At 73.5% G+C, this 24,459-nt stretch carries 25 protein-coding genes and 4 tRNA genes; 4 read left to right on the forward strand and 25 right to left on the reverse strand.

Annotation, left to right across the window (positions count from 1 at the left end; genetic code table 11):
- Positions 1-166 precede the first annotated feature (166 nt).
- From GA0070214_RS13980 to GA0070214_RS14055, 16 genes are all read right to left on the reverse strand, one after another.
- Positions 167-856, reverse strand: coding sequence for a hypothetical protein (locus GA0070214_RS13980; protein WP_091262818.1), 690 nt, complete (start codon positions 854-856; stop codon positions 167-169).
- Positions 853-1,785 carry an ABC transporter ATP-binding protein gene (locus tag GA0070214_RS13985; protein WP_091262820.1) on the reverse strand — a complete coding sequence of 311 codons (933 nt, stop codon included), beginning with the start codon at positions 1,783-1,785 and terminating at the stop codon, positions 853-855. The genes GA0070214_RS13980 and GA0070214_RS13985 overlap by 4 nt, the downstream gene beginning before the upstream one ends.
- A gap of 79 nt (positions 1,786-1,864) precedes the next feature.
- Positions 1,865-2,581, reverse strand: coding sequence for a 50S ribosomal protein L1 (gene rplA / locus GA0070214_RS13990; protein WP_091262823.1), 717 nt, complete (start codon positions 2,579-2,581; stop codon positions 1,865-1,867).
- Between the two features lie 83 nt (positions 2,582-2,664).
- On the reverse strand, positions 2,665-3,096 hold the full coding sequence (gene rplK, locus GA0070214_RS13995; protein ID WP_091262825.1) for a 50S ribosomal protein L11: 432 nt from the start codon (positions 3,094-3,096) through the stop codon (positions 2,665-2,667).
- A gap of 186 nt (positions 3,097-3,282) precedes the next feature.
- Positions 3,283-4,005: a transcription termination/antitermination protein NusG gene (nusG, locus tag GA0070214_RS14000; protein ID WP_046567240.1), complete on the reverse strand. Its 723-nt coding sequence runs from the start codon at positions 4,003-4,005 to the stop codon at positions 3,283-3,285.
- Positions 4,006-4,040: 35 nt separating this feature from the next.
- Positions 4,041-4,433 carry a preprotein translocase subunit SecE gene (secE, locus tag GA0070214_RS14005; protein WP_091262827.1) on the reverse strand — a complete coding sequence of 131 codons (393 nt, stop codon included), beginning with the start codon at positions 4,431-4,433 and terminating at the stop codon, positions 4,041-4,043.
- Between the two features lie 214 nt (positions 4,434-4,647).
- Positions 4,648-4,720 (reverse strand) — tRNA-Trp (locus GA0070214_RS14010).
- Between the two features lie 126 nt (positions 4,721-4,846).
- Complete coding sequence (locus tag GA0070214_RS14015; RefSeq protein WP_091262830.1) at positions 4,847-5,239, reverse strand: MaoC family dehydratase; 393 nt, start codon at positions 5,237-5,239, stop codon at positions 4,847-4,849.
- Between the two features lie 4 nt (positions 5,240-5,243).
- A complete protein-coding gene (locus tag GA0070214_RS14020) occupies positions 5,244-5,690 on the reverse strand; it encodes a MaoC family dehydratase N-terminal domain-containing protein (RefSeq protein WP_091262831.1) in 447 nt (148 codons plus the stop codon).
- A gap of 119 nt (positions 5,691-5,809) precedes the next feature.
- Complete coding sequence (rpmG, locus tag GA0070214_RS14025) at positions 5,810-5,977, reverse strand: 50S ribosomal protein L33 (RefSeq protein ID WP_067301359.1); 168 nt, start codon at positions 5,975-5,977, stop codon at positions 5,810-5,812.
- Positions 5,978-6,109: 132 nt separating this feature from the next.
- Positions 6,110-6,182, reverse strand: a tRNA-Met gene (locus GA0070214_RS14030).
- Positions 6,183-6,207: 25 nt separating this feature from the next.
- Positions 6,208-6,280: transfer RNA gene (locus tag GA0070214_RS14035), tRNA-Thr, on the reverse strand.
- A gap of 97 nt (positions 6,281-6,377) precedes the next feature.
- Positions 6,378-8,906 carry a putative bifunctional diguanylate cyclase/phosphodiesterase gene (locus tag GA0070214_RS14040; RefSeq protein ID WP_091262833.1) on the reverse strand — a complete coding sequence of 843 codons (2,529 nt, stop codon included), beginning with the start codon at positions 8,904-8,906 and terminating at the stop codon, positions 6,378-6,380.
- Between the two features lie 639 nt (positions 8,907-9,545).
- Positions 9,546-10,742: an epoxide hydrolase family protein gene (locus GA0070214_RS14045; RefSeq protein WP_091263126.1), complete on the reverse strand. Its 1,197-nt coding sequence runs from the start codon at positions 10,740-10,742 to the stop codon at positions 9,546-9,548.
- A 129-nt stretch (positions 10,743-10,871) separates the two neighbouring features.
- Positions 10,872-11,525, reverse strand: a complete 654-nt coding sequence (locus tag GA0070214_RS14050) for a class I SAM-dependent methyltransferase (RefSeq protein WP_091262834.1) — start codon at positions 11,523-11,525, stop codon at positions 10,872-10,874.
- Positions 11,526-11,602: 77 nt separating this feature from the next.
- Positions 11,603-11,686 (reverse strand) — tRNA-Tyr (locus tag GA0070214_RS14055).
- A 148-nt stretch (positions 11,687-11,834) separates the two neighbouring features.
- Between GA0070214_RS14055 and GA0070214_RS14060 the strand changes: the two genes are divergently transcribed.
- Positions 11,835-12,329 (forward strand): YajQ family cyclic di-GMP-binding protein, encoded by a 495-nt coding sequence (locus GA0070214_RS14060; protein WP_132180567.1) that lies wholly within the window; start codon positions 11,835-11,837, stop codon positions 12,327-12,329.
- A 72-nt stretch (positions 12,330-12,401) separates the two neighbouring features.
- Positions 12,402-12,701, forward strand: a complete 300-nt coding sequence (locus GA0070214_RS14065) for a putative quinol monooxygenase (RefSeq protein ID WP_091262838.1) — start codon at positions 12,402-12,404, stop codon at positions 12,699-12,701.
- A gap of 143 nt (positions 12,702-12,844) precedes the next feature.
- Here the strand turns inward: GA0070214_RS14065 and GA0070214_RS14070 are convergent, their stop codons facing one another.
- Positions 12,845-14,104, reverse strand: a complete 1,260-nt coding sequence (locus GA0070214_RS14070; RefSeq protein WP_091262840.1) for an MFS transporter — start codon at positions 14,102-14,104, stop codon at positions 12,845-12,847.
- A gap of 197 nt (positions 14,105-14,301) precedes the next feature.
- Between GA0070214_RS14070 and GA0070214_RS14075 the strand changes: the two genes are divergently transcribed.
- Both GA0070214_RS14075 and GA0070214_RS14080 read left to right on the forward strand, forming a co-directional pair.
- The gene (locus GA0070214_RS14075) at positions 14,302-15,141 is read left to right on the forward strand and encodes a DUF6065 family protein (protein WP_091262841.1); all 840 of its coding nucleotides are present in this window, start codon (positions 14,302-14,304) and stop codon (positions 15,139-15,141) included.
- Positions 15,141-16,337, forward strand: coding sequence for an MFS transporter (locus GA0070214_RS14080; RefSeq protein ID WP_091262843.1), 1,197 nt, complete (start codon positions 15,141-15,143; stop codon positions 16,335-16,337). The genes GA0070214_RS14075 and GA0070214_RS14080 overlap by 1 nt, the downstream gene beginning before the upstream one ends.
- A 51-nt stretch (positions 16,338-16,388) precedes the next feature.
- On the opposite strand, the gene htpX is transcribed toward GA0070214_RS14080, so the two are convergent.
- From htpX to GA0070214_RS14120, 8 genes are all read right to left on the reverse strand, one after another.
- Positions 16,389-17,267 carry a zinc metalloprotease HtpX gene (gene htpX / locus GA0070214_RS14085; protein WP_091262845.1) on the reverse strand — a complete coding sequence of 293 codons (879 nt, stop codon included), beginning with the start codon at positions 17,265-17,267 and terminating at the stop codon, positions 16,389-16,391.
- Positions 17,268-17,415: 148 nt separating this feature from the next.
- Complete coding sequence (locus GA0070214_RS14090; protein WP_091262846.1) at positions 17,416-18,882, reverse strand: NADH-quinone oxidoreductase subunit N; 1,467 nt, start codon at positions 18,880-18,882, stop codon at positions 17,416-17,418.
- A gap of 55 nt (positions 18,883-18,937) precedes the next feature.
- Entirely contained in the window at positions 18,938-20,446 is a 1,509-nt protein-coding gene (locus tag GA0070214_RS14095; RefSeq protein WP_091262848.1) for a complex I subunit 4 family protein, read from the reverse strand.
- The gene (locus tag GA0070214_RS14100; RefSeq protein WP_091262850.1) at positions 20,443-22,368 is read right to left on the reverse strand and encodes an NADH-quinone oxidoreductase subunit 5 family protein; all 1,926 of its coding nucleotides are present in this window, start codon (positions 22,366-22,368) and stop codon (positions 20,443-20,445) included. Before GA0070214_RS14100 ends, GA0070214_RS14095 begins: the two co-directional genes overlap by 4 nt.
- Positions 22,365-22,712, reverse strand: a complete 348-nt coding sequence (gene nuoK / locus GA0070214_RS14105; protein ID WP_091262852.1) for an NADH-quinone oxidoreductase subunit NuoK — start codon at positions 22,710-22,712, stop codon at positions 22,365-22,367. The genes GA0070214_RS14100 and nuoK overlap by 4 nt, the downstream gene beginning before the upstream one ends.
- Entirely contained in the window at positions 22,709-23,290 is a 582-nt protein-coding gene (locus GA0070214_RS14110; RefSeq protein ID WP_244167699.1) for an NADH-quinone oxidoreductase subunit J family protein, read from the reverse strand. Before GA0070214_RS14110 ends, nuoK begins: the two co-directional genes overlap by 4 nt.
- Positions 23,287-23,871 (reverse strand): NuoI/complex I 23 kDa subunit family protein, encoded by a 585-nt coding sequence (locus GA0070214_RS14115; protein WP_377463210.1) that lies wholly within the window; start codon positions 23,869-23,871, stop codon positions 23,287-23,289. Before GA0070214_RS14115 ends, GA0070214_RS14110 begins: the two co-directional genes overlap by 4 nt.
- A 78-nt stretch (positions 23,872-23,949) precedes the next feature.
- A complete protein-coding gene (locus GA0070214_RS14120) occupies positions 23,950-24,372 on the reverse strand; it encodes an ester cyclase (protein WP_091262855.1) in 423 nt (140 codons plus the stop codon).
- Positions 24,373-24,459 lie beyond the last annotated feature (87 nt).

The raw sequence follows: 24,459 nt of genomic DNA on the forward strand, positions 1-24,459 counted from the left end.
GCACAGCACCGATTTTCGCTTGCCGCCCTGCGCGGGTCGCCCGTCATCGCGGGGCCTTCGACCGTGCCAGGGCACGGTGACCAGCGGTCTTTGGGTGGAACTACGCGACCAGGTTACGCGACGTGTCCCGTAACCTCCAAATCGCCCCCGGAGTGCTCCCGGTCACTCAGGCCCGGCGCCGGCGGCCCCAGCCGTAGGCGGCCAGCGCCACGGCCGCCCAGACCAGCGCCCAGGCGGTCAGCAGCAGGCCGGTGGGGGCCGCCAGCGGGCCGGCCAGCGCCCGGGCGGTGGGCAGCACCGGCGGGACCAGCCAGGGCGCCACCGAGCCGGAGAGGCCGAGGACCAGCGCGGTCACCGCGCCCAGGGTGAGCACGGCGACGCCGTAGCCGGCACTGCGGGTGATCGCTCGGCTGGCCAGTGCGCCCAGTGCCACCGCCGCCGGCAGGGCCAGCAGATGGGCCCAGAGGCCGAGCGCCAGCCCCTCGGCCAGCGGCCGGTCCCCGGGCCCGCTCGGGCCGGTCACCCCGCCGACCAGCCAGGGGAAGACCAGCGCGACGGCCACCGTGCCGAGGCCGGCCGCGGCCGCCGCGAGCAGGCCGGCGGCCCGCTCCCGGGCTGCGCCGACCACCACCCGGGCCAGCCGGCGCTGCACGTCGGGCTCGACGTCGAGCAGGATCTTGGTCTGCCAGGCGAGCACCGGGAAGAGCACCACCGCCGAGACGCCGTAGGCCTCCGCCGGCTGGGCCCGGCCACCGCCGTAGAGGACGCCGAGGGCCAGCAGGCCGGCCAGCACCGGGGCCAGCGCCCGGCCGGTACGCAGGAAGCCGGCCAGCCGCAGCCGGACCAGGGCGGTCACCGGGCCACCTCCGGAGCGGGACCGGGCCGGCCGGGCGCGCCGGACGCCGGGGCCTCGTCGACATCGGGGCGGCCGGACACCGGAACCTCAGCGGGACCCGGCCGGCCGCGCTCGCCGGGCTGCCCGGCAGCGGAGCCCGGAACCGCGGCGGCGGTGGACGGGGAGTCGGAATCGGGTCGCGTGGCGGGAGGCGGGGCGGCGTGGTCGCGTATCCGCAGGACGTGGTGGCCGTCGGCGCGCAACCGGGCGACGGCGGCGGTGACCCCGGCGGCCGGGACGGACAGCTCGACCACGACGGTGGCCGCACCCCCGGACGGCGCCGCCTCGGTGACCGTGCCCTCGGCGACCGACCAGTGCCGGGCGCCGGGGAGCCGGACCGTCTCGCCGCGGTGGTCGCTGACCAGCACCGCGCCGCCGTCGGCCAGCACCTCGCCGATCACCTCGGGCACCAGGTCGCGGGCGGCGGCGTCGAGCCCCTCCCAGGGCTCGTCGAGCACGAGCAGGCCGGGCGGTCGGAGCAGCGCCTGGGCCAGGCCGACCTTCTGCGCGGTGCCCTTGGACAGTTGGGGCAGCCGCACCCCGTGGAAGCGCGCCAGGCCGAGCCGGTCGACCCAGCGCCGCACCGCCCGGTCGGCCTCCGCAACGGAAAGGCCGGACACCCGGGCCATGGCGGTGAGGTAGGCCCCGACGGTGAAGGGCTGGTCGGCGGGGAAACGCTCCGGCACCCAGCCGACGGTCGCCGGCCGGTCGACCACCCGGCCCCGGGTCGGCCGGAGCACGCCGGCGGCGAGCTGGAGCAGGGTGGACTTGCCGACGCCGTTGCGCCCGAGCACCACCGCCGCCTCGCCCGGGCCGATCGCCACGTCGGTCTCCCGCAGCACCCACGGACCGCGCCGGTGGTACCGCAGCCAGACGCCTTCCAGCCGCATGCGCCGAGCCTGCCACACCGGACAGACGGACGGGGCCCCGCCACCATGTGGTGGCGGGGCCCCGTCCGGGCAGTCGTGCTCAGGCCTCGGCCGAGGCCTCGGTCAGGTTCTTCACCACGTTCGGGTCGACCGGGACGCCCGGGCCCATGGTGGTGGTGAGGGTGACCTTCCTCAGGTACTTGCCCTTGGCCGCGGACGGCTTCGAGCGCAGGACCTCGTCCAGCACCGCCGCGTAGTTGTCGATCAGCTGGGTCTCGGAGAACGAGGCCTTGCCGATGATCAGGTGGAGGTTGGAGTGCTTGTCCACCCGGAAGGTGATCTTACCGCCCTTGATGTCCGCCACGGCCTTGGTGACGTCCATGGTCACCGTGCCGGTCTTCGGGTTCGGCATCAGGCCGCGCGGGCCCAGGATCCGCGCGATCCGACCGATCTTGGCCATCTGGTCCGGGGTGGCGATCGCCGCGTCGAAGTCCAGCCAACCGCCCTGGATCCGGGCGACCAGCTCGTCGGTGCCCACCTCGTCCGCACCGGCGGCGGCGGCCTCCTCGGCCTTCGCGCCGGCGGCGAAGACGATCACGCGGGCGGTCTTACCGGTGCCGTGCGGCAGGTTGACCGTGCCGCGGACCATCTGGTCCGCCTTGCGGGGGTCGACGCCGAGGCGCATCGCGACCTCGACCGTGGCGTCGAACTTGACGTTGGTGGTCTCCTTGGCCAGCTTGACGGCCTCGGCGGGGGTGTAGAGCTTCGACCGGTCGATGACCTCGGCGGCCTTGCGGTAGCTCTTGCTGCGCTGCATTTCTCGTAACTCCTGTGGTTGATGGCGGGCCCGCGACTCCGCGGCCCTCCCACGAACTGATCGGGTGGAGCGGTGAGCCGAGGTCAGTCGGCGACGGTCAGGCCCATCGACCGGGCGGTGCCGGCGATGATCTTCTCGGCCTGCTCGATGTCGTTGGCGTTGAGGTCCGCCATCTTCTTCTCGGCGATCTCCCGGAGCTGGGCGCGGGTCACCGAGCCGACCTTCTCCGTGTGCGGGACGCCCGAGCCCTTCTGCACACCGGCGGCCTTGATCAGCAGCCGGGCGGCGGGCGGGGTCTTCAGCACGAAGGTGAAGGTGCGGTCCTCGTAGACGCTGATCTCGGCGGGGACGATGTCGCCCCGCTGGGACTCGGTCTGCGCGTTGTAGGACTTGCAGAACTCCATGATGTTCACGCCGTGCTGGCCGAGCGCGGGGCCGACCGGCGGCGCCGGGGTGGCCTGGCCCGCCGGCAGCTGAAGCGTGAACGTCTTGACGAGCTTCTTCTTCGGAGGCATGTCTCTTCCTGGGGCTTGGAACTGGGATTTTCGCCGGCCCGCGGGCGCGCACGGTCAGCGCGGTGCGGACAGCCGACGTTCTAGGGTAGCGCAGCCTCGCGCCACCTCCCCGCCGAGGTCCGGCGGACGGCGAAAACGGGGCACCGGCGGCCGGCCGGGGAGGCCCACCGCCGGTGCGGACGTGCGTCAGATCTTGGCGACCTGGTTGAAGTTGAGCTCGACCGGGGTCTCCCGGCCGAAGATCGACACCAGCACCTTGAGCTTCTGCTGGTCGGCGTTGATCTCGCTGATCGTCGCCGGCAGCGAGGCGAAGGCGCCGTCGGTGACGGTGACCGAGTCGCCGACCTCGAAGTCGAGGACCTTGACCTCGGGCTTGGCCTTCTTCTGCTCGGTCTCGACCGCCGGGGCCAGCCACTTGAGCACCTCGTCGAGGCTCAGCGGCGCCGGCCGGTCGGCCCGGTCGGTCGCGCCGACGAAGCCGGTGACCCCCGGGGTGTTCCGGACGCAGGAGTAGGACTCGGCGGTCAGCTCCATCCGGACCAGGATGTAGCCCGGGAAGACCTTCGCCTGCACCTGCGACCGCTTGCCGTTCTTGACCTCGACCTCTTCCCGGGTCGGCACCTCGACCTGGTAGATGAAGTCCTCCATGTCGAGGGAGGTGATCCGGGTCTCGAGGTTGGTCTTGACCTTGTTCTCGTAGCCGGCGTAGGAGTGCACCACGTACCAGTCGCCGGGGGCGTAGCGCAGCTTCTGGCGCAGCTCGGCTACCGGGTCGAAGTCCTCGTCCGGGGCGGGCTCGGTGGTCGGGAACTCCGGCTCGCTGGCGGCCTCGACCGACTCATCGTTGGCCGCCGTCGCCACCGTGGACTGCTCGTCCGGGGTCTCGGCGGTCTCGTCGTACTCAGGCACGCTCGCTCACTTCCGTCACTATCGCTGTCCGCAGGTCAGCTCGGGTTGCCGAAGACCCACAGCACCGCCTTCGCGAAGCCGTAGTCCAGGCCGGCCACGATCGCCAACACGACCGCGACGAAGGTGACCACCACGGCCGTGTAGGTCAGCAGCTCCTTGCGGGTCGGCCAGATGACCTTACGCAGTTCGGCCACGACCTCGCGGAAGAAACGCGCGATGCGGGCGAACAGCCCGATCCGCTCGGTGTCCTTCCGGGTCTTCCGGCCCTCGGTCGAATCGGCGCGGGCCCGCTTACGGGTGGCGGTGCCGCCCCGGGAGACCGGCTCGTCCGCGTCGGTGGCGTCGTCGTCGGCCACGCCGTCGACGGTCGCGTCGTCGTCCAGACGCTCGTCGCCGGCGTCCTCGCCGCGCCGCTTGCTCTCGGCCACTTCGCCCTCCGTGCGGGATATCGGGTCGCACGCCGGACGGCGTGCGCGGCGTGTGGTCACGCCGGCCGGACCAACCGTCCCGCGACGGGCCGCGGCCGGCGGACCGACCGGGAGGGCCCCGAATGCCTCGGAACCAACCCCGCCGATGCCACCACCACGGGCCGGGCGCCGCCGTGCGGCGGCGCGACCCACGGGAACGGTCAGGCCTGAGGCGCAGGGGTGACAGGACTTGAACCTGCAGCCTGCGGTTTTGGAGACCGCTGCTCTGCCAATTGAGCTACACCCCTGTGCGGCAACTCACCCCACCCGGACACACGGTGCCGAGCAGGGGTCACTTGCCCCACGGCGGACCAGTGTACGGGTAGTCGTGCGACTTTCCCAACCGGTCCACCCCTCCCAGGTCGAACAGATCCTCAACGAGGCTTCCGGACCAGCGCCCGAGCCTGGGACAGCACCTTCTCCCCCAGGCAGGTCGCGGTGATGTCGAGCCTGGTCAGGCCGTCCTCCGTGAACTCCTTGACCACCGCGGAGACCGTCACCTCGGTGCCCTCGTCGGTGTCCGGCACGACCACCGGGCGGGTGAAGCGGACGTTGAGGTCGACCACCGCGTCCGGCGCGCCGGCCCAGGTGGTGACCGCCCGGCCGACCAGGGCCATCGTGAACATGCCGTGGGCGATGACCCCGGGCAGGCCGACCTTGGTGGCGGTGCGGTCGCTCCAGTGGATCGGGTTGAAGTCGCCCGAGGCGCCCGCGTAGCGGACCAGGTCCGCGCGGGTCACCCGGTAGGTCTGGGTGGGCAGTTCCATGTCCTCAGGCCTCCCCGCGTACGACGATCTTGGACCAGACGGCGACCACCGGCTCGCCCGCGACGGTGCTCACGTCGGTGCGGGTGGTCAGGAAGCCGTGCCCGCCCCGGTTGGTGACCTCCTCGATGGTGTTCACGCAGACCAGCTCGTCCCCGGCCACCACCGGCCGGGTGTACGCGAAGCGCTGGTCACCGTGCACCACCCGGCTGTAGTCGACACCCAGCGCCGGGTCCTCGACGATCTGCTGGCTGGCGGCCATGGTCACGATCACCGGGAAGGTCGGCGGGGCCACCACGTCGGGGTGGCCGAGCGCCCGGGCGGCCGCCGGGTCGTGGTGGGCCGGGTCGGTCGCGCCGATGGCGGCGGCGAACTCGCGGATCTTTTCTCGGCCCACCTGGTAGGGGGCGGTCGGCGGATAGGTCCGGCCGACGAAGGACGGGTCCAGGGACATGCCGCGAACCTACACGGAAAGCACGAACGCCGATCCGTACGGTCGGGCGGCTCGGAGGCCGCCGTCCGTGCGGATCGGCGTTCGGAAGCTGTCTGCGGGCCGGCCGGGCCGGCCGCGGGTCAGCGGGTCTCGCGGTGGATGGTGTGCTTGCCGTCCCGGGGGCAGAACTTCTTCAGCTCGATGCGGTCCGGGTCGTTGCGGCGGTTCTTGCGCGTGATGTAGTTGCGCTCCTTGCACTCCACACACGCCAAAGTGATCTTCGGCCGGACATCGGTCGCCTTCGCCACGGCGGAGTGCCTTCCTCGCTCACGGGTAACAACTACGGCGCATCAGCCTACGCGCTGACTACGCGGACATGCAAAGTGGGCGCCTGTGGCGCCCATCCCACCGACCACCGGGCGGGGCCCGGAGGACGAGAGTAGCGGTGGCCGGACTTGAACCGGCGACACAGCGATTATGAGCCGCTTGCTCTGCCATCTGAGCTACACCGCCGTGGCGGGTCCAGCCGGACCCTCTGAGCCCCCTTACGGAATCGAACCGTAGACCTTCTCCTTACCATGGAGACGCTCTGCCGACTGAGCTAAGGGGGCCTGCCCGATCACCCCCGTGGGGTGCCGCGCAGGGGAAACAGTACACGACCCCGCCGCCGAGGTGAAATCGGATCCCCCGGTACGGCGTCTGCCCAGCTCAGGGCACGACGCGCAGGCGCGGGAGCTCGCCGGCCGCGATCGTCTCCGGGTCGACCTGAGCGCCGAACCAGGCCTCCAACCGCTCGTACGGCAGGGGCCGGCTGAACAGGAAGCCCTGGCCGATCTCGCAGCCGATGTCCTGGAGCAGCTCCAGGGTCAGCTCGCTCTCCACACCCTCGGCCACCACCGCCAGGCCGAACTGCTGCGAGAGCGTCACCACGGCGTTCACGATGGCCAGGTCGCCGGGGTCGGTCGCCATCCCCTGCACGAACGAGCGGTCGACCTTGACCTCGTGCACGGGCAGCCGGCGCAGCTGGGCCAGGGACGAGTTTCCGGTGCCGAAGTCGTCCACCGAGAGCCGGACACCGAGGTCGCGCAGGCGCCTCAGGGTCGGAATGGGACGTTCGGTGCCGTCCAGCACACCGGCCTCGGTGATCTCCAGGGTGAGCCGCTGCGGCGGCACGCCGTACTCCTCGAGCAGGTCCCGCACCAGGGCCGGGAAGTGCTGGTCGGTGAGCGTCCGGGCGGCCAGGTTGACCGAGATGGCGAGCGCCTGCTCGCCGTGGCTCCAGTCCCGGCTGCGCCGCAGGCTCTCCCGCAGCACGAACTCGGTGAGCCGGCCGAGCTGGCCGGTGTGCTCGGCCACCGCCACGAAGTCGTCCGGGACCACCGTGCCGTGCGCCGGGTGCTCCCAGCGGGCCAGGCACTCCACGCCGACCAGGCGCCGGTCCCGCAGGGTGACCTTGGGCTGGAAGTAGACCTCCAGATCGCCGTCGTCCAGCGCCTTGCGCAGGTCGCCGGCGAGGCCCAGCCGGCGCAACGACCGGGACTCCAGCGCCGGGCTGTAGAGCTGGACGCTGCCCGGGACCGACTTGGCGGCCGTAGCGGCCAGGTCGACCCGCTGGAGCAGGGTCACCGCGTCGCTGCCGTGGTCGGGGTGGACGGCCACGCCGACCGCGGTGTCCACGTCCAGCGTGAGCGCGTCGAAGACCATCTCGTCGCGGATCTGCTCGCGCAGCTGGCCGGCCAGCTCCAGCGCCGCTTCGGTGCTCTCCAGGCGCAGCGTCACCAGGAACTCGTCCCCACCGGCCCGGCCGACCAGCGCCGAGGAGGGCGCGCAGGCGCGCAGCCGCTCGGCGACCTCGGCCAGCACCTTGTCGCCGGCCGCGTGGCCGAGCGACTCGTTGACCTGGCGTAGCCGGTCGACGTCGAAGAGCAGCAGCGCCACGACCTCGCCGGGCGCCGCGATCCGGACCGCCTCGGTCACCGCCGCGGTGACCCGCCGGCGGTTGGGCAGCTTGGTCAGCGCGTCGTGCTCGGCGTCGTGCCGCAGCCGGTCGACCAGCCGCGAGTTCTCCAGGGCGACAGCGGCGTGCGCGGCGACGGTCTCGAAGACCGCGATGTCCGCCGGGGTGAAGTGATTGCCGTCGCCGAGCCGGTTGGCCACCTCCAGCGTGCCGATCACCACCGGGCCGGAGCGCAGCGGCACCGCCACCGCGTCCTTGATCCGCCGTTCGGCGAGGTCGGCGCGGAACTCGTCGTCGGTCGTCACGCCGTGTCCGACCGCGACCGTACGCCGGAGCTCCCGCACCTTCTCCCGCAGCGCCTGTGGCGTGTGCGCCATGTCCAGCAGACCCGGGTCGTCGACCCGAGCGGTCAGCAGCGTCTCCGGGTGCCGGCCCTGAGCCGGCAACCACAGCGTCGCGTACTCGGCCTGCATGAGGGGCCGCACCCGGCCGAGCAGGGCGTCCGCCAGCGTGCCGGTCTGCCCGCTCTCCACCACGGCACGGGTCAGCTCGTAGAGGTCGCTGAGGGTGCGGTGCTGCCGGAAGAACTGGGCGTACGACCGGTAGACCAGGACGAGACCCGCGCCGAGGGCGGACAGCAGCAGCAGCGACCACCACGTGCTCCGCACCAGGATCAGCACGATCAACCCGACGGAGACGTTGATGGCCGCCGTCAGCAGGCCGGCCTTCGCGCTGCGCAGGGCGCCCCGCCCGGTCTGCCAGCCGTGCAGGAGGGTGTGCACCGCGACCACGCTGACGACGCTGACCAGCAGCACCATGCTGACCGCCGCGACGATGCTCACCCAGGTGCGTGGCCCGACCCCCTGGATGGGCGGGAACGCCTGGAGGACCAGCACCCCCAGCGAGGTGCCGGCCGCGGCCCGCGCGACGTTGAACCAGACCTTCGGCGCCGAGAACCGGTGCCGGATGTGCGTGATGAGCGCCGTCAGCGTGTAGATGACCACCACGGTCAACGGTGGCAGGAAGTAGAGCGCCAGAACCAGCGGGAGCTCGGTGAGCGTGACGCCGAGCGTCTGCCGGCGGACCACCAGGCTCAACAGCGGCAGCCCAGCGACGGTCATGAGGATCAGGAAGAGCGCCGCCTGCGGCCAGTGGCCGAAGGGGTGGTCGGCGAGCAGGCCCGTCACCGTGGCGCACGCGACGGCGACCAGCGCCATCGGCGCCGTGATGATCCAGGCGTCCTCAGACGACCTGCGTCGTGGCTGACCGCGACGGATCATGCCGCTCCTTCGGATTGGCGGCGCGCCACCCCGTCATCGACGCGAGTCGTCGCCCGGCCGGCACGCGGAACTCGTGGCAGCCGTGCCCGACGACGAGAGACCGGAGAGCCCGGTCACTGCCACACAATGTCCAGGGTCTGAATGCCCCCATTGATGCCATCGAAGTCGACACCGCCGACACCGCCGACGAGGGCGGCGAGTACGAGAAGTGAGCCAAGCAGCCGGCCCAACCTTCGACCAGACATGATTGCTCCTGTCGAGAGAGTTTCAGCGATGGTGGAGGTTCCACGATCGTGCCACACGGGGGGCGGGCGCAAAAGCGGTGGAGGGGCCCCCTCGGCGCGGCAGACAGGGAAATCATCCGTTCGACCGGCATGGCCGCCTCTCCGGCCCAGCATGCCGTCACGATCGGTCCCGAGACTGCTACGGAAGGCGCGCACAACGACTTCCCGGTTAAACCGCGCGTAAGAGCAGATTCGCCTACCAGCCATGCCGATCGGAAATCTTGACCACAATGGACGGCGAAGTGGGCAGTTGCGGCGGCCCCGTCGAACAGACTCCACCATCATCGATGTCCGGGCAAGAGGCTCGGGCTGTCCGATTCGCGCGCCCGTGGTACGGATCCAGCGGGCGCGGGGTTCAAGCCTGCCGGAGTGGCCGGAACGCGGCCCGGACCTCGGTCGCGAACAGCTCGGGCTCCTCCCAGGCCGCGAAGTGCCCACCCTTCCCGACCTCGGTGAAGTACGCGAGGCCGGGGTAGACCGCCTCGACCCAGCTGCGCGGGGCGGCCCAGAGCTCCCCGGGGAACACGGTGAAACCGACCGGAACCGCGACCGGTGGAGGCGCCTGGCCGGACGCGGCGGCCGCAGCCCGGAAGCGGCCGAACTCCCAGTACCACCGGGCGGATGAGGCGCCGGTGCCGGTCAGCCAGTACAGCGTGATGTTGTCGACGATGCTCTCCCGGGTGAGGCCGCCCACGGGCGTGCCGTCGACGAACGCGCGGGAGATCTTGTAGTAGCTGTCCGTGTCGTGGTCGAGCATCCAGGCCGCCAGCCCCACGGGGGAATCCAGCAGGGAATAGCCGATCGTCTGCGGCCGGGTGGACTGCTCCAGGAAGTAGCCGAAGCCGTCCTTCGTGAACGTGTCGAGCGCGTCGTGCGCCGCGCGTTCCTGCTCGGTCTCGGCCGGCAGCTTGTCCTTGATGCCGATCGCCCCGGAGAGCAGGGTGAGGTGGATGCCGAGCAGGCCGTCGGGCGCCTGGCGGCCCATCGCGTCCGTGACCGCGGCCCCCACGTCGCCTCCCTGCGCGACGTAGCGGGTGTGGCCGAGGCGGCCCATCAGCTCCGCCCACGCCCGTGCCATCCGGTTGGAATCCCAGCCGAGCTCGGTCGGCTCGCCGGAGAAGCCGTAACCGGGCAGGGACGGCAGCACCAGGTGGAAGGCGTCCTCGGCGGCGCCGCCGTACGAGGTGGGGTCGGTGAGCGGGCCGACGACCCCGAGCAGCTCGACGACCGAGCCCGGCCAGCCGTGCGTCATGATCAGCGGCAGGGCGTCCTCGTGCTGCGACCGCACGTGGATGAAGTGGATCTCGACGCCGTCGAGGTAGGTCGTGAACTGCGGCAGGGCGTTCAGCCTCGCCTCGCACGCCCGCCAGTCGTGCTCGGTCCTCCAGTAGCGGGCCAACTCCTGGACCGTCGCCAGCTGCACGCCCTGCGAGCGATCGGCGACCAGCTCCCGGGTGGGCCAGCGCGTGGCCTCGATACGGCGACGCAGGTCCGTGATCGCTTCCTCCGGCGTGTCGAGCCGGAAGGGACGGATGTCCGAGTCGTTGGGCATGCTCTCCACCTGCCGGATCAGGTCGACCGACGCGGAAGCGCCGGCGGGGTTGGCATGCGCCCATCGTCGCAGCGGGGCGGCGACCGGCGGACCGAAAACGCGAATACGCGGTCGAGCCGGACCGGCCGGTCAGCGGCGGCGGAACTCCGCGCGCCAGCGGAGCCCACCGTCGGGAGCGGCGATCTCCTCGACCCGGGCCGCGATCAGGGGGCCGGCCGCGAAGGCGTCGACCTCCGCCCGGGTCAGCGGCCAGGGCGGGCCCTCGATGACCTCGTCGTCCCGCCGGCCGGCCGCGATCACCAGCAGCGCCCCGTCCGGCGCCACCAGCCGGCCGACCGCCGGGACCGCCCGCTGCCGCAGCTCGGCCGGCAGTGCCTGCACGTTCATGCTCTCCAGCACGAAGTCGAACCCGCCCAGCCAGTCGTGCGGCGGGTCGAGGAGGTCGGCGGTCTCGTACCGGACCGGGGAGTCCGGGTGGCGGCGGCGGGCCACCCGTACCGCCGTGGGAGAGATGTCGAAGGCGACGGTGGCGAAGCCGAGGCGGGCCAGATGTTCGGCGTCGCGGCCGAACCCGCACCCGACGACCAGGGCACGCCGGCCGGATCCGTCCGGACGGGTCCGGTCGGTCCACTCGCTGAGCAGGGAGTGCGCCCGGTCGAGGTCCCACGGGACAACGGCCTCGCCCCGCTCGGCGTCGGCGTAGAGCCGCTCGAACCGGCCGGCCGGATCACTCTCGGCGGTGACCGGGGAGGACACCTGGTGGGTCGGATCGTTGTCGGGCACGGACGCCTCCTCGCCTGGCCGGAGACGACGAAGGCCCCTGACCAGCGTTTCCGCAGGTCAAGGGCCTTGCCGATCCCTGGTGGCGGGTAGAGGATTCGAACCTCTGTAGCTTTCGCGACGGATTTACAGTCCGCTCCCATTGGCCGCTCGGGCAACCCGCCAGGGCACACCACCGCGTCGCGACGCGGCGGCGGAAGCAAGGATAGCGGTTGTCCCCGGGACCGGCGCAAGCGGGTACCGTCAGGGGGTCCCACCGCTGGTCAGTGGGGGACGGACCAGGACAGACCGCCGGACAGCAGGAGCATGAGCATGGCAGCGAACCCGTCGTTCGACATCGTGAGCAAGGTCGACCGGCAGGAGGTCGACAACGCCCTCCGCCAGGCGGAGAAGGAGCTCGCGACGCGGTTCGACTTCCGCGGCACCGGCGCCGAGATCTCCTGGTCGGGCGAGGAGGCGATCAGCCTCCAGGCGGAGACCGAGGAGCGCGTCCGGGCCGCCCTGGAGGTCTTCAAGGAGAAGCTGGTCAAGCGGAACATCTCGTTGAAGTCGCTGGACGCCGGCGACCCCCGCTCGTCGGGCAAGATCTTCAAGATCGACGCCAAGGTGATCCAGGGCATCGACTCGGACAAGGCCAAGGCGATCAGCAAGAAGATCCGGGACGAGGGCCCGAAGGGCGTGCAGGCGCAGATCCAGGGCGACCAGCTCCGGGTCACCGGCAAGAAGAAGGACGACCTCCAGGCCGTCATCGCGCTGCTCAAGGGCGAGGACTTCGGCGTCGCCCTCCAGTTCACCAACTACCGCTAGGCCACCCGTCCGGCCGCCGCCCGGATCGGCACCGGTCGGCGGCCCGATCCACCGGGAACGGGGGTACGGACCATGTCCTACGGCTATCTCGGCTCGATGAAGGCGCGGCCCGGCTGCCGGGACGACGTCGTGGCCATCCTGTTGAGCGGCGTGGACGGGCTCCGCGAGGTCGGCTGCGAGCTGTACGTGGTGGGCGTCTCCGACCAGGACGACGTCACGATCTGGGTCACCGAGGTGTGGCGGAGCAAGGAACACCACGACGCCTCCCTGCGGCTTCCCGAGACCCGGGCCGCCATCGGCCGGGCCATGCCGATGCTCACGGGCGAGTTCACCAGCCAGGAGCTGACGGTGGTCGGCGGCCTCGGCGTCTGAGGCCGCCGGCCCGGCTCAGCGCGCGAAGATCAGCAGCAGGATCACGGTCACGACGGCGCTGACCAGGAGCGAGCCGAGGCAACCGACCCGGTTCGAGAAGAAGAGGAACATACGTGGGCTTTACCCCGCCCACGGGAATCTGATCAGGCGACGAGGGACTGCTCGGCGCGTACCGCGGTGGCCTCGGCGCGGGCGATCGGCCCGCCGCGCGGCGCGGCGACCGCGGCCCCGACGGCGACCGCCGCCCCCGCGAAGAGGAACGCCCAGGGCACGCCGCCGGCGTGGTCGACGATGAGCCCGGCCACCGCTCCCCCGGCGGCGCTCGCCGCCACCGACATGGTGACCACCCAGGTGTACGCCTCGTTCAGCATGCCGGCCGGGGCGATCCGGCCGACCAGGGTGTTCTCCAGGGTCAGCGCGGGGGCGATGGTGGCGCCGCCCAGCACCAGCGCGACGCCGAGCGCGGCCGGGGTGGGCATCACGGCGAAGACGGCGAAGCTGGCCGCGACAGCGCCGAGCAGCCAGGCGAACTGGCGGGTCATGTCGGCGGCGGGCTTGCGAACCCCGAACCAGAAGCCGCCCAGGGCACTGCCGATGCCCCAGACGGCGAGCAGCACCCCGGCGAGGCTCTCCGGGTCGTCGGCGGCGGCGTTGCCGGCGAAGGCCGGGACGATCACGCCGGCGGCGCCGAAGGCGATGCCGAGGCTGGCGACGCAGAGCAGCAGGGCCGGGAAACCGCCGACCCGCAGCGGGCCGAGGCCCTTGGCGTGGTGCTCGCGGGGGTGCGGCTGCCAGCCGCGCATGACCCGGCCGAGCGCGACGGCGGTGGTGCCGACCAGGGTGACCACGGCGGCGCCGACCAGCGCGGCGGCGGCGTCGGCGACCAGGACGAAGCCGGCCACCAGCAGCGGGCCGAGCACGAAGACGACCTCGAAGAGGGAGGTTTCGGCGGCGAGCGCGGTGTTGCGCAGGTGGGCCCGGCCGGTGGCGGGGGCCGTGAGGTCGTTCCAGGCGCCCCGGATGGCGGCGGTGAGCGGCGGGTACGTGGCGCCGGCGACACCGGCGGCCAGGTAGATGAGGGCGAGGTTGTCCGCGCCGGACCGGCTGGCGCCGAGCAGCCCGAAGAGGGCGAGCGGATGGGCCACGGCGGTGGCCAGCAGCACGGGCGTGGGGCCGACCCGGTCGGCGACGCGCCCGGCGATCGGGCTGAGCGCGGCGCCGGAGAGCGCGTAGATGCCACCGGCGACGGCGGCGAGCGAGTAGCGGTCGGTGACCTCGGCGACCACCAGCAGCAGCGCCAGCGGCGTCATGCCGATCCCGAGCCGGCCGATGATGCCGAGGATGAGCAGCATCGGGGCGCCGGGGATCCGCCAGACGCCCAGGTACTGGCGCAGTGCGGCCAAGGGTGCACCTCCGGTGCGGGGAAGGTAACGAGTGGATTCCCCTCCGACCCTAACGCCGGAGGCCGCCGCCGGGATGGTCGGCTCCCTCACATGGGGCGGCCCGGACGGGGCTGCCCGGCCGACGAAGATCCGGTAGGTTGCTGATCGAATCAGGTCCATGCCTTCGCGGGCTCCGCCCATCGCCGTACGGAGGGCCGATGACCGGCACCGTGGAACCGCTGCGGGTCGAGATCTACTCGCTGTACGCCGACGCCCGCCCCGCCGAGGCCGCCTCTCCCAGCCTGGGGGGCTCGCTCCCGGTGCGCGCCGTGCGGCAGTGCCCGCCGGTGGCCGCCGGGTCCGGTCTCGGCTGGTACGTCCACCCTCCCGCCGACTTCGCGCTGCGCTGGGACGGGCACGAGACCGAGTGGAGCCTGCTGGAGGACAACGAGCCGGTCCGCTGGCGTTCGCTGGCCGGTGGATACGACGGCAAGCTGCCCGACGCCGCCGCCCACCTCGCGAAGGCGCCTGACCGGTTCCGCGAGGGCCTGGACATCTTCGACCGGTATGGCGGAGAGATCCCGTTCATCGACGTCGACCCCCGGGCGGCGAACATGGTCGAGCTGGTCACCGGCGTCGTGGCCCGGACCTCGCCGGGCTGGTGCCTGCTGGCCCGCGGCGCACCGAACTGGCCCGCTCCCCCCGGCCTGCAGATCTACGAGGGTGTGGTGGAGACCGACTGGTACACCTCGCTCCTGCCCACCATCCTGCGGCTGACCGAGCCCGGCCGGGTGGTGCGCTTCTACCGCAACCTCCCGCTGATGTGCCTGCAGCCGGTGCACCGCTCCGTGCTGGAGGCGGCGGGCCGCGCCGAGCTGGTGACCGGGCAGGGCCTCGGCGAGTGGCCGGACGACGTCTGGGAGGACTTCGTGGCGTTGCGTCGCCGCCGCCAGGACCCGGAGATCCGCAGCAGTTACCGCAGGGAGCAGGCGCGCCGGTTGCGCGAGCACGCCGCCTATCGGCCGATCGGGGTGGACGAAGGGGACCGGCCCAGCTGATGCCCGGCGCCGACGAACGGCTCACTCCCCCGCCCGGCTACCGGGCCCTGTTCCGCCACCCGGTGGCCGCCCGGCTCGTCATCGCCCGCGGCGTGTCCGAACTGGGCGACTTCGTCGGGCTGGCCGCGCTGCTGCTGCTCGCGTACGACCAGACCCGGTCGGTGCTCGGCCCGGCCGCCGTGTACGCCGCTCGGACGCTGCCCGCCCTGCTGGTCGCGACCGTGTTCAGTGGCTGGCTGGACGTGCCGGCCCGACGCACCATGCTGGTCGGGCTGTCGCTGGCCGGCGCGGCGCTGATCGCCGTGCCGACCGCCGTGCCCCGGCCGCTGCCGGCGATCGTGGCGGCCGGCCTCCTCGGCGCGGTCCGGGCCGCGTATTCCAGTGTCAACGTGGCGATCGCCGCGGAGGCGGTGGACGGCCCGCTGCGGCTGCCCCTGTTCGGCCTCTCCGCCTTCGCGAACCAGCTCGGCCAGGTGACCGGCCTGCTCGCCGGAGCCAGCGTGACCGTGGCGCTCGGCCCGCGGGCGGCGCTCCTGGTCGACCTCGTGTCGTTCCTGCTGGCCGCGGTCGTCCTGGCCGGGCTTCCGGCCGGCCGCGGGGAACGCCGGAAGGCCCGCCCGCCGGCCACCGCCGGTGTACGCATCATCGCCGGCCACCCGGTGCTGCGCGGCGTGGCTTTGCTCACCCTGGGCACGGTGCTCTCCGGCGCGCTGCCGGAGACCCTGGCTCCCGACCTGGCCGGCGGCGGGTGGCGTCCGGTCGTGCTGGCCGCCTCGGCGCTCGGCGGCGCGGTCTTCGTGCTGGTGGCGGCGCGGCGGGCCTGGCTGGCCCGGGTGGCCGGCCAGGTGGCGGCGGCCGCCGCGTTGGGCGGTGCGTTGCTGCTCGCCGGTCTGCTCGCCGCGATCCAGGCCCCGGCCTGGGCGCTGGCGGGCGCGAACGCGCTCATCGGCGCGGGTGGCGGCTGGCTCATCGGGGCGCAGGCGACCTTCGCCCGGCTGGCGCCGCGGGAGCGGATGGGACAGGTGGAGGCGACCATCGTGGCCGGGAACATCGTCGTCTCCGGCTGCGGGATCTTCCTGCTCGGCAGCACCGCCGAGCTGTTCGGTCCGGCCACCGCCTACCTGGTCGCCGGGGCGCTGCTGCTCGGGGTGGTGCTCTTCGCCCGGCCCGACCGGCAGCCCGAGTCCACCTCCTGATACGCGCCCGCCCGCGTCCGGGTGGACGCGGGCGGAGGCGGTCGGTGCGGGTCAGCGCTGGAACTGCACCGGCCCGGAGTTGCGGGCCAGCTGCTCCAGCCGGGCCACCCGCTGCTCCATGGGCGGGTGGGTGGCGAACATCGCGGCGATGCCGCCGCCCCGCTTGAACGGGTTGTCGATCATCAGGTGCGCGGTGCTGGTGAGCTGGCCCTGCGGCGGCAGCGGGCGGGCCTGCGTACCCTGATGGATCTTGCGGAGGGCGCTGGCCAGGGCCAGCGGGTCCCGGCTGAGCTCGGCGCCGGACTGGTCGGCCTGGAACTCCCGGCTCCGGCTGATCGCGAGCTGGATCAGGGTGGCCGCGATCGGGCCGAGGATCAGGGTGAGCAGCAGCACCGCCGGGTTCGGGGCGTCCTCGTCGTCGGAGGAGCCCAGCGGGATGAACCAGGCGATGTTGGCCAGCGCGGTGATGATGCCGGCCAGGCCGGCCGCCACGCTGGAGATCAGGATGTCCCGGTTGTAGACGTGGGACAGCTCGTGACCGATGACGCCCCGCAGCTCCCGGTAGTCGAGGATCTCGACGATCCCCTGGGTGACGCAGACCGCCGCGTGCTCCGGGTTACGCCCGGTGGCGAACGCGTTGGGCTGCGCCGTCGGGCTCACGTAGAGCCGCGGCATCGGCTTGCCCGCCTGGGTGGAGAGTTCCCGGACCATCCGGTACAGCTCGGGGAACTGTGCCTCGCTGACCGGTTGCGCCCGCATCGAGCGCAGCGCGAGCTTGTCGGAGTAGAAGTAGGTGACGCCGTTCATCACCAGCGAGATGACGACGGCGAAGACGAGACCGCCGCTACCGCCGAACCAGTAGCCGACCGCGAGGATCAGCGAGGTCAACAGGCCGAGCAGGGCTGCGGTCTTGAGACGGTTGTGATGCACGATCTCTCCTTCGGTGCGCGCGCCCGCACGGGGCCCGCTGACCGGTTCAACAACACCGGTACCCGCCAACCATCCTGCTCATGGCTGAAAGTTGGCTGGGGATTCCTGTGCGTGGGCTGTGCGAGCCCCCCATCGGGGGACGAACCGGTCAGCGGGCCGCCACGTCGAGCACCAGCTGCGGGGCGAAACCGAGCACCACGGCCAGCGCGGTGGCGACCCCGAGCGCGACCACCACGATCCGGGCCGGGCGGACGGCCACCCCGCCGGGCGCGGCGTAGAGGGTAGCGGCCAGGCGCAGGTAGTAGGCCAGGCCGACCACGGCGTTCAGCGCCACCACGAGGGCCAGCCAGCCGGCGTGCCCGGCCAGCAGCGCCCGGACCACGGTGACCTTGGCGAACAGCCCCGCCAGGCCGGGCGGCAGCCCGGCCAGCCCGATGAGGGCGAGCGCGAACGCGCCACCCACCCAGGGGTGCCGGCGCGCCGCGCCGCGCAGGTCGGCCAGGGTGCCGCCGTCACCGTCGGCGGGCCGCAGCGCCACCACGGCGGCGAACGCGGCCAGCTCCAGGAGCACGAAGAAGACGGTGTACGCGACGGCCGCGGCGTACGCCTCGGCGCGGGCGTCGGCGGTGCGCCCGGCGGCCAGCGCGAGCGCGCCCAGCGGGGCGAGGATGTAGCCGGCCTGGGCCACCGACGACCAGGCGAGCAGCCGCACCGTACGCCGCTGGCGCAGCGCCACCAGGTTGCCCACCGTCATGGTGAGCACCGCCAGCAGGGCCAGCACCGGGCCGGTCACGGTGGCCGGCAGCGCCCGCTGGACCACGGCGAGCAGGGCCGCCACGCCACCCAGCTTGGAGGCGGTCGACAGGTACGCCGCCACGGGCAGCGGCGCGCCGTCGTAGGTGGCCGGCGCCCAGGCGTGGAACGGCACCGCGGCGACCTTGAAGGCCAGCCCGGCCACCACGAGCGCCACGGCGACCGTGGTCAGCGGCAGGTCGAGAAGGCCGTCCCGGTCGGCGGCGAAGGCCGCGCCGAGCCGGTCGAGGTGGACGCTGCCGGTCACCGCGTAGAGCAGCGCCGCACCGAGCAGGGTCAGCGTGGTGGCCACCACGCTGACCACGAAGAAGGTCACCGCCGCCTCGGCCCCGGCGAGGCTGCCCCGGCGCAGCCCGACCAGCACGTAGAGCGGCAGGGTGAGCGTCTCCAGCGCCACGACCAGGGTGATGAGGTCGCCGGCCGCACCGAGCACCACGCCGCCGGTCATCGCGCAGGCGAGCAGGAAGCAGTATTCGCCGACCGGGATCCGGCCGGCGCGCAGCAGCGGGCCGGAGAGCGCCAGCACCCCGAGGGTGAGCAGGGCGATGACCACCGCGACCAGGGCGGCCCGCCCGGTCCAGAGCCAGGAGCAGTCCGCCCCGGCGCAGAAGGTGCGGCGCTCCCCGGCCGCCCCGACCAGCGCCGCGCCGAGCGCGGTGCCCGCCGTGCCGAGGGCGGCCACGGCCACCGTGGCGGCGGCCCGGGCCACCAGCAGGTCGACCAGGAGCACCAGCACGGCCGTGCCGGCGGCGAGGTAGGCCGGCAGCAGCGCCACGTTGTCCACGCTCTGCACCAGGCTCATCTGCGCTCGCCTTCGTTCGCGACTGCGGGGCTCCGCTGCGCTGCACTCCTCGCGCTCACCTGGTGACCACTCCCACAAGGGCACCCACCGGCCCAGAGGAATAGGACAGGACCAGTGCCGGGGCCAGGCCGACGGCGAGGGCGAGCAGCACCAGCGGCGCCCAGGCGGTCAGCTCCGCCCCGGCCAGGCCCGGCGCGAGCGAAGCCACCGCCGGGCTGGGCCGCCCGTGGGTGACCCGGCGGAGCAGCCGCAGGAAGTACGCGGCGGTCAGCGCCCCACCCAGCGCGGCCAGCACCGCGAGGGTGGTCCACAGCCCGCCGCCCCTTCGCAGGGCGGCCACCACGGCGAACGCCTCGCCCCAGAAGCCGGCCAGCCCGGGCAGGCCGAGCGAGGCGACCGCCGCGAAGCCGAGCAGCCCCGCCAGCCGGGGTGCGGTCTCCCGCAGCCCGGACAGCTCGGCGAGCGACCCGGTGCGGGTGCGGTCCTTGATGGCCCCGGCCAGGAAGAACAGCAACCCGGTGATGACGCCGTGCGCGATGTTGCCGATCAGTGCGGCCTGGAGGCCGGTGGCGGTCAGCGTGGCGACCCCGAGCAGCACGAAACCCATGTGCCCCACGCTGGAGTAGGCGATCAGCCGCTTCAGCTCGGTCTGGGCGAGGCAGACCAGGCCGCCGACTCCGATCGCCGCGACGGCGAGCACCCCGAGGACCGGCGCGGCCCAGCGGGCGCCCTCGGGAGCCACCCCGACCGCCACCCGGATCAGGCCGTACGTGCCCATCTTGAGCAGCACCCCGGCCAGGATCACGCTGCCCACGGTGGGGGCCTGGGTGTGCGCGTCGGGCAGCCAGGAGTGCAGCGGCCAGAGCGGGCTCTTCACCGCGAAGGCCAGCGCCAGCAGCGTGAACGCGGCGAGCTGGGCGCCCCGGGACAGCCCCGTGCCGCCGGTCAGCGTCACCAAATCGGCGGTGCCGGCGGCGGCGACCACCACGTAGACGCCGACCAGCAGCAGGACCGAGCCGAAGAGCGTGTAGAGGGCGAACTTGCGGGCCGCCCGGCGCCGGTCGTCACCGCCCCAGCCGGCGATGATCGCGTACATGGGCAGCAGGACGACCTCGAAGAACAGGAAGAACAGCACCAGGTCGAGGGCGAGGAAGGTGCCGAGGATGCCCACCTCGACCACCAGCAGCAGGGCCACGAGCGCCCGCCCGCTGCCACCGCCGGCGGGCACCCGCCAGAGCGTGTAGCCGCAGCAGAGCAGGGTGAGCAGCGCGGTGAGCACGACGAGCGGCCAGGAGATGCCGTCCACCCCGAGGTGGAAGCGCAGGTCGAGGCCGGGCACCCAGGACACGTCGAGCTGGTGCCAGGGCTGCACGGCCGGCCGGGGACCGTAGCCGAACCAGCCGTGGTCGCCACCGACCAGCGGCAGGGTGGCGAGCAGGGTCAGCGCGGCGGCGGCCGTGCCGACCAGCCGGCCGGCCCGGTCACCCGGGACGGCGGCGGCCGCGACCGCGCCCAGCGCGGGCACCGCGAGGACCGCCACCAGCAGGAACTGCCCGAACGTCATGAGGTCACTCCGATCAGGGCGACCGCGAGGCCGATCAGCAGCGCGCCGGCCAGCACCCCGGCCGCCGCGCGGGGCAGCGCGGCCCGGTGCAGCGCGGCCAGGCCGCCGCCCAGCTCGACCGCGCCCCGGCCGCTGCCCTCCACGAGGCCGTCCACGCCCAGCTCGTCCCCGGTCCGTACGACCCGGGCCAGGGCGGTCGTCGGGCGTACGACGAGGGCGTGCTGGACGTCGTCGAGCCGGAACGCCCGGGCGAAGACCGGCCGCAGCGGACCCGGGAAGCGCGCCGGGTCGGCGGCCGGGTCGCGGCGCCAGCCGGCCCAGGCGACGCCCGCACCCACCAGCAGGAGCAGGAACGGCAGGACCAGGTTCGGCGCGAGGTGGACCAGCTCGACGGCCTCGTCGGAGGCGTCGGCGGGCACCCGCAGCCGGTCGGCGAACCACGGCGCGAAGGCGGCCAGGCCGAGCAGCGCGGCGGGGATCGCGAGCAGCACCACCGGCCAGCGCAGCACCGCGGGCGGGTCGTGCGGGTGGGCCAGCGGGGTCCGGGTCGCGCCGAGGAAGGTGCGCAGCAGCAGGCGGGTCGCGTACCAGGCGGTGACGGCGACGCCGACCAGCCCGGCCAGCCAGACCAGCCAGCCCACCCAGGCCGGGGCCGGGCCGGTGCCGTCCAGGGCGGCGGCCTGCGCGGCGGCGAGCACACCGTCCTTGCTCCAGAAGCCGGACAGCGGCGGCACGCCGGCCAGCGCGCCGAGGCCGATCAGCATGCACCAGAAGGTGACCGGCATGGCGGCGCGCAGGCCGCCCATCCGGGACATCAGCGTGGTGCCGACGGCGTGGATGACCACGCCGGCCGCGAGGAACAGCAGCGCCTTGAAGGCGGCGTGGGTGAGCAGGTGGAACAGGGCCGCCGCGGGGGCGCCCACGGCGAGCGCGCCGGTCATGTAGCCGATCTGGGAGACCGTCGACCAGGCGAGCACGCGCTTGATGTCGTCCTGTGCGGTGGCCGCGAACGCGCCGAGCAGCAGGGTGACCGCCGCCATCACCCCGAGCACGGCCAGGGCGGCCGGGGCCTGCGCGAAGAGCGGGAAGAGCCGGGCCACCGCGTAGACCCCGGCGGCGACCATGGTGGCCGCGTGGATCAGCGCGGAGATCGGGGTGGGGCCGGCCATCGCGTCGGGCAGCCAGGTGTGCAGCGGGAACTGCGCGCTCTTGCCGGCCACCCCGGCGAGCAGCAGCAGGCAGGCCGCCGTGAGCGTGCCGGAGGAGTAGTCGTGGGCGAGCACGTCGGCGATCCGGAAGCTGCCGGCGCCCACGCCGAGCAGCGCGATGCCGAGCAGGAAGCCGACGTCACCCACCCGGGTGACCAGGAACGCCTTCACGGCGGCGGCGGGCGCCTCGGGCAGCCGCCGGTCGTGGGCGATGAGCAGGTAGGAGCAGATGCCCATCACCTCCCAGCCGACCAGCAGCAGGATCAGGTCGCCGGAGACCACCACGGTCAGCATCGCGGCGGTGAACAGGCTGATCTGGGCGGCGTAGGGCGGGTAGCGGTGGTCCACCTCGACGTCGTCGTGCGGGCCGCGCTTGAGGTAGCCGATCGAGTAGACCTGCACGGCCAGGGCCACCGCGGCCACCGCGACGGCGACCAGCACGGCGACCCCGTCCAGCCGCCACCCGAGGGTGACCCGGAGCCCACCCAGGTCGACCCAGTCGGTGGCGGCCTCGACCGGCCCGTCCACCCGGAACAGCAGCGCCACGGCCGCCAGCAGCGCGAGCGCCGCGCCGGCCACGCCGAGCGCGATGGCCGCCCGACGGGCCGGGCCCTCCCCGGTGGCCGCCCCGCGCGGCGACGGCGGAAGCAGCAGCCCGAGCAGGCCGGCGACCAGGGGTACGCCGGGCAGCGCCACCGCGAGCAGTCCGGTCACTTCTCCCCCTCGCCCCGGTCGGCGGCGACCCCGGCGGGCGCTTCGGTCAGCGGCACGTCGTCCACGGTGACGCTGGCCCGCAGCCGGTAGAGCTGGAGCACGATGGCCAGCCCCACGCCGATCTCGGCGGCGGCGAGCACGATCACGAAGAGCGCGAAGACCTGGCCGGAGTGCGGCAGGGCGGCCCGGACCGTGGTGTCGGCCGTGACCAGGATCAGGTTGACCGCGTTGAGCATCAGCTCGACGGCCATCAGCACGAGGACGGCGTTGCGGCGGCGCAGCACGCCGTAGACGCCGAGGCCGAACAGCAGCGCGGCGGTGACGTACGGGATGACGGGCCTCACGCGCGCCCGCCCTCGTCGGCGGCGACGACCGGGCGGGGCGGCTCGACCGCCCCGGCCGGGCCGCCGGGCGGGGTCCCGCCCGGGCGGCCGATGTCGGGACGGGACAGCACGACGGCACCGACCAGGGCGGCGAGCAGCAGCACCGAGAGCACCTCGAAGGGCAGCACCCAGGAGCGGAACACCTGCTCGCCGAGGCGCTCGGCGGTGCCCGCGGCGGGCAGGTCCACCCGGGACCAGCGGAACGCGTCGACCAGCAGCACGGCCAGCCCCAGCCCGCTGCCGGCGCCGATCAGCGCGGCCGGCCAGCCCGGCCGGTCGAGGTCGTCGGAGGGGCCGATCGGGGCCCGGGTCAGCATCACCGCGAACAGCAGCAGCACCACGACCGCGCCGACGTAGATGAGCACCTGCACCCAGGCCACCAGCTCGGCGCTCAGCACCAGGTAGTCGCCGGCCAGCGCGCCCAGGCAGACCACCAGCCAGAGCCCGGCCCGGACCAGGTGCCGGGTGCCCACCACCAGCGCGCCCGCGCCCACCGCCACCGCGCCGAGGGCGAGCAGCAGCACGTCGGCACCCGTCATGACGGCGTGCCCCCGCCCTGCTCGGCGTCGGGCTGCGGGCGGGCCGGGACCGGACGCGCGGCGGGCGCCGCGGCCTTGCGGGCGGCGGTGGTCTCCTCCTTCGAGGGATCGCCCTGCGGGTCGTGGGCCGGCGGCGGCGGGACGGTGGCCATCCACTCGCCGAGGTGGTCCTTGTCGTGCAGGAGGTCCTTGATGTCGTACTCGGCGTATTCGAACTCGGGCGACCAGTAGAGGGCGTCGAACGGGCAGACCTCGATGCAGATGCCGCAGTACATGCAGAGCGAGAAGTCGATGTCGAACTTGTCGAGCACGTTGCGCTGGCGGGGACGGGCGGCGCCGGGGACCGCCACCTCCTCCTTGTGCGAGTCGATGTAGATGCACCAGTCCGGGCACTCGCGGGCGCACAGCATGCAGACCGTGCAGTTCTCCTCCAGCAGCGCGATCACGCCGCGGGAGCGGGGCGGCAGCTCGGGGGCCACGTCCGGGTACTGCTGCGTGGTCGAGCGGCGGGTCATCGTCTTCAGCGTGACCGCCAGGCCCTTCACCAACCCCTCGCCGGGCACGCCGCTGCGCTCGCTCATGCCGCCCATCCTGCCCTGTGCCCCCGGCGCGCGCGACCACCACCCGGCGGATCTCCCGCGGGCGGACCGCCGGGCCGGTCAGGCGCCGGCGCCCGGGAGCGGTGGGAGCATCTCGACGCCGAGTTGCTGGAGGACCTGGAACAGCTCGTTGACGCTCCACACGTCGACGATCCGGCCCGTCTCGTCGAAGCGCAGGAAGCTCGCCCCCGAGTAGCTGACCACCCGGCCGGTCGGCGGCACCGGGCCGAACTGCCCCGCCTGGGTGCCGGCGGCCCGCCAGTGCACCGCCACCCGGTTGCCGGCGGCCACCACCTCGACGACCTTGTAGCGCAGGTCGGGGAAGGACGCCCGCCGGTCGCGGTGCCAGGCCAGGGTGGCCTCCGGGCCGGTGCCGCCCAGCCCCGGGCAGTCCTCGGCGATCAGGTCGTACGCGCTCTCCTCGCGGCCGGCGTTCCACACGTCGGCGATGAAGCGCCGGGCCGCCGCCTCCACATCGGTCATCGCGGCAGCCTAGCCGCGGGCGTCCCGACTCGGCCTGCCGGAAGCCGGCGGAGCGACCATGATGGGAACCGGACGGCGACATCCTCG

It is taken from the genome of Micromonospora chaiyaphumensis (assembly GCF_900091435.1).
In the GTDB taxonomy this organism is placed as follows: domain Bacteria; phylum Actinomycetota; class Actinomycetes; order Mycobacteriales; family Micromonosporaceae; genus Micromonospora; species Micromonospora chaiyaphumensis.

Coding starts and splice junctions, on each gene's coding strand:
- GA0070214_RS13985 (WP_091262820.1), bottom strand. CDS start 1,785: ATGCGGCTGGAAGGCGTCTGGCTGCGGTACCACCGGCGCGGTCCGTGG.
- rplA (WP_091262823.1), bottom strand. CDS start 2,581: ATGCAGCGCAGCAAGAGCTACCGCAAGGCCGCCGAGGTCATCGACCGG.
- rplK (WP_091262825.1), bottom strand. CDS start 3,096: ATGCCTCCGAAGAAGAAGCTCGTCAAGACGTTCACGCTTCAGCTGCCG.
- GA0070214_RS14015 (WP_091262830.1), bottom strand. CDS start 5,239: ATGGAACTGCCCACCCAGACCTACCGGGTGACCCGCGCGGACCTGGTC.
- GA0070214_RS14020 (WP_091262831.1), bottom strand. CDS start 5,690: ATGTCCCTGGACCCGTCCTTCGTCGGCCGGACCTATCCGCCGACCGCC.
- GA0070214_RS14040 (WP_091262833.1), bottom strand. CDS start 8,906: ATGATCCGTCGCGGTCAGCCACGACGCAGGTCGTCTGAGGACGCCTGG.
- GA0070214_RS14045 (WP_091263126.1), bottom strand. CDS start 10,742: ATGCCCAACGACTCGGACATCCGTCCCTTCCGGCTCGACACGCCGGAG.
- GA0070214_RS14060 (WP_132180567.1), top strand. CDS start 11,835: ATGGCAGCGAACCCGTCGTTCGACATCGTGAGCAAGGTCGACCGGCAG.
- GA0070214_RS14065 (WP_091262838.1), top strand. CDS start 12,402: ATGTCCTACGGCTATCTCGGCTCGATGAAGGCGCGGCCCGGCTGCCGG.
- GA0070214_RS14075 (WP_091262841.1), top strand. CDS start 14,302: ATGACCGGCACCGTGGAACCGCTGCGGGTCGAGATCTACTCGCTGTAC.
- GA0070214_RS14080 (WP_091262843.1), top strand. CDS start 15,141: ATGCCCGGCGCCGACGAACGGCTCACTCCCCCGCCCGGCTACCGGGCC.
- GA0070214_RS14090 (WP_091262846.1), bottom strand. CDS start 18,882: ATGAGCCTGGTGCAGAGCGTGGACAACGTGGCGCTGCTGCCGGCCTAC.
- GA0070214_RS14095 (WP_091262848.1), bottom strand. CDS start 20,446: ATGACGTTCGGGCAGTTCCTGCTGGTGGCGGTCCTCGCGGTGCCCGCG.
- GA0070214_RS14110 (WP_244167699.1), bottom strand. CDS start 23,290: ATGACGGGTGCCGACGTGCTGCTGCTCGCCCTCGGCGCGGTGGCGGTG.
- GA0070214_RS14115 (WP_377463210.1), bottom strand. CDS start 23,871: ATGAGCGAGCGCAGCGGCGTGCCCGGCGAGGGGTTGGTGAAGGGCCTG.
- GA0070214_RS14120 (WP_091262855.1), bottom strand. CDS start 24,372: ATGACCGATGTGGAGGCGGCGGCCCGGCGCTTCATCGCCGACGTGTGG.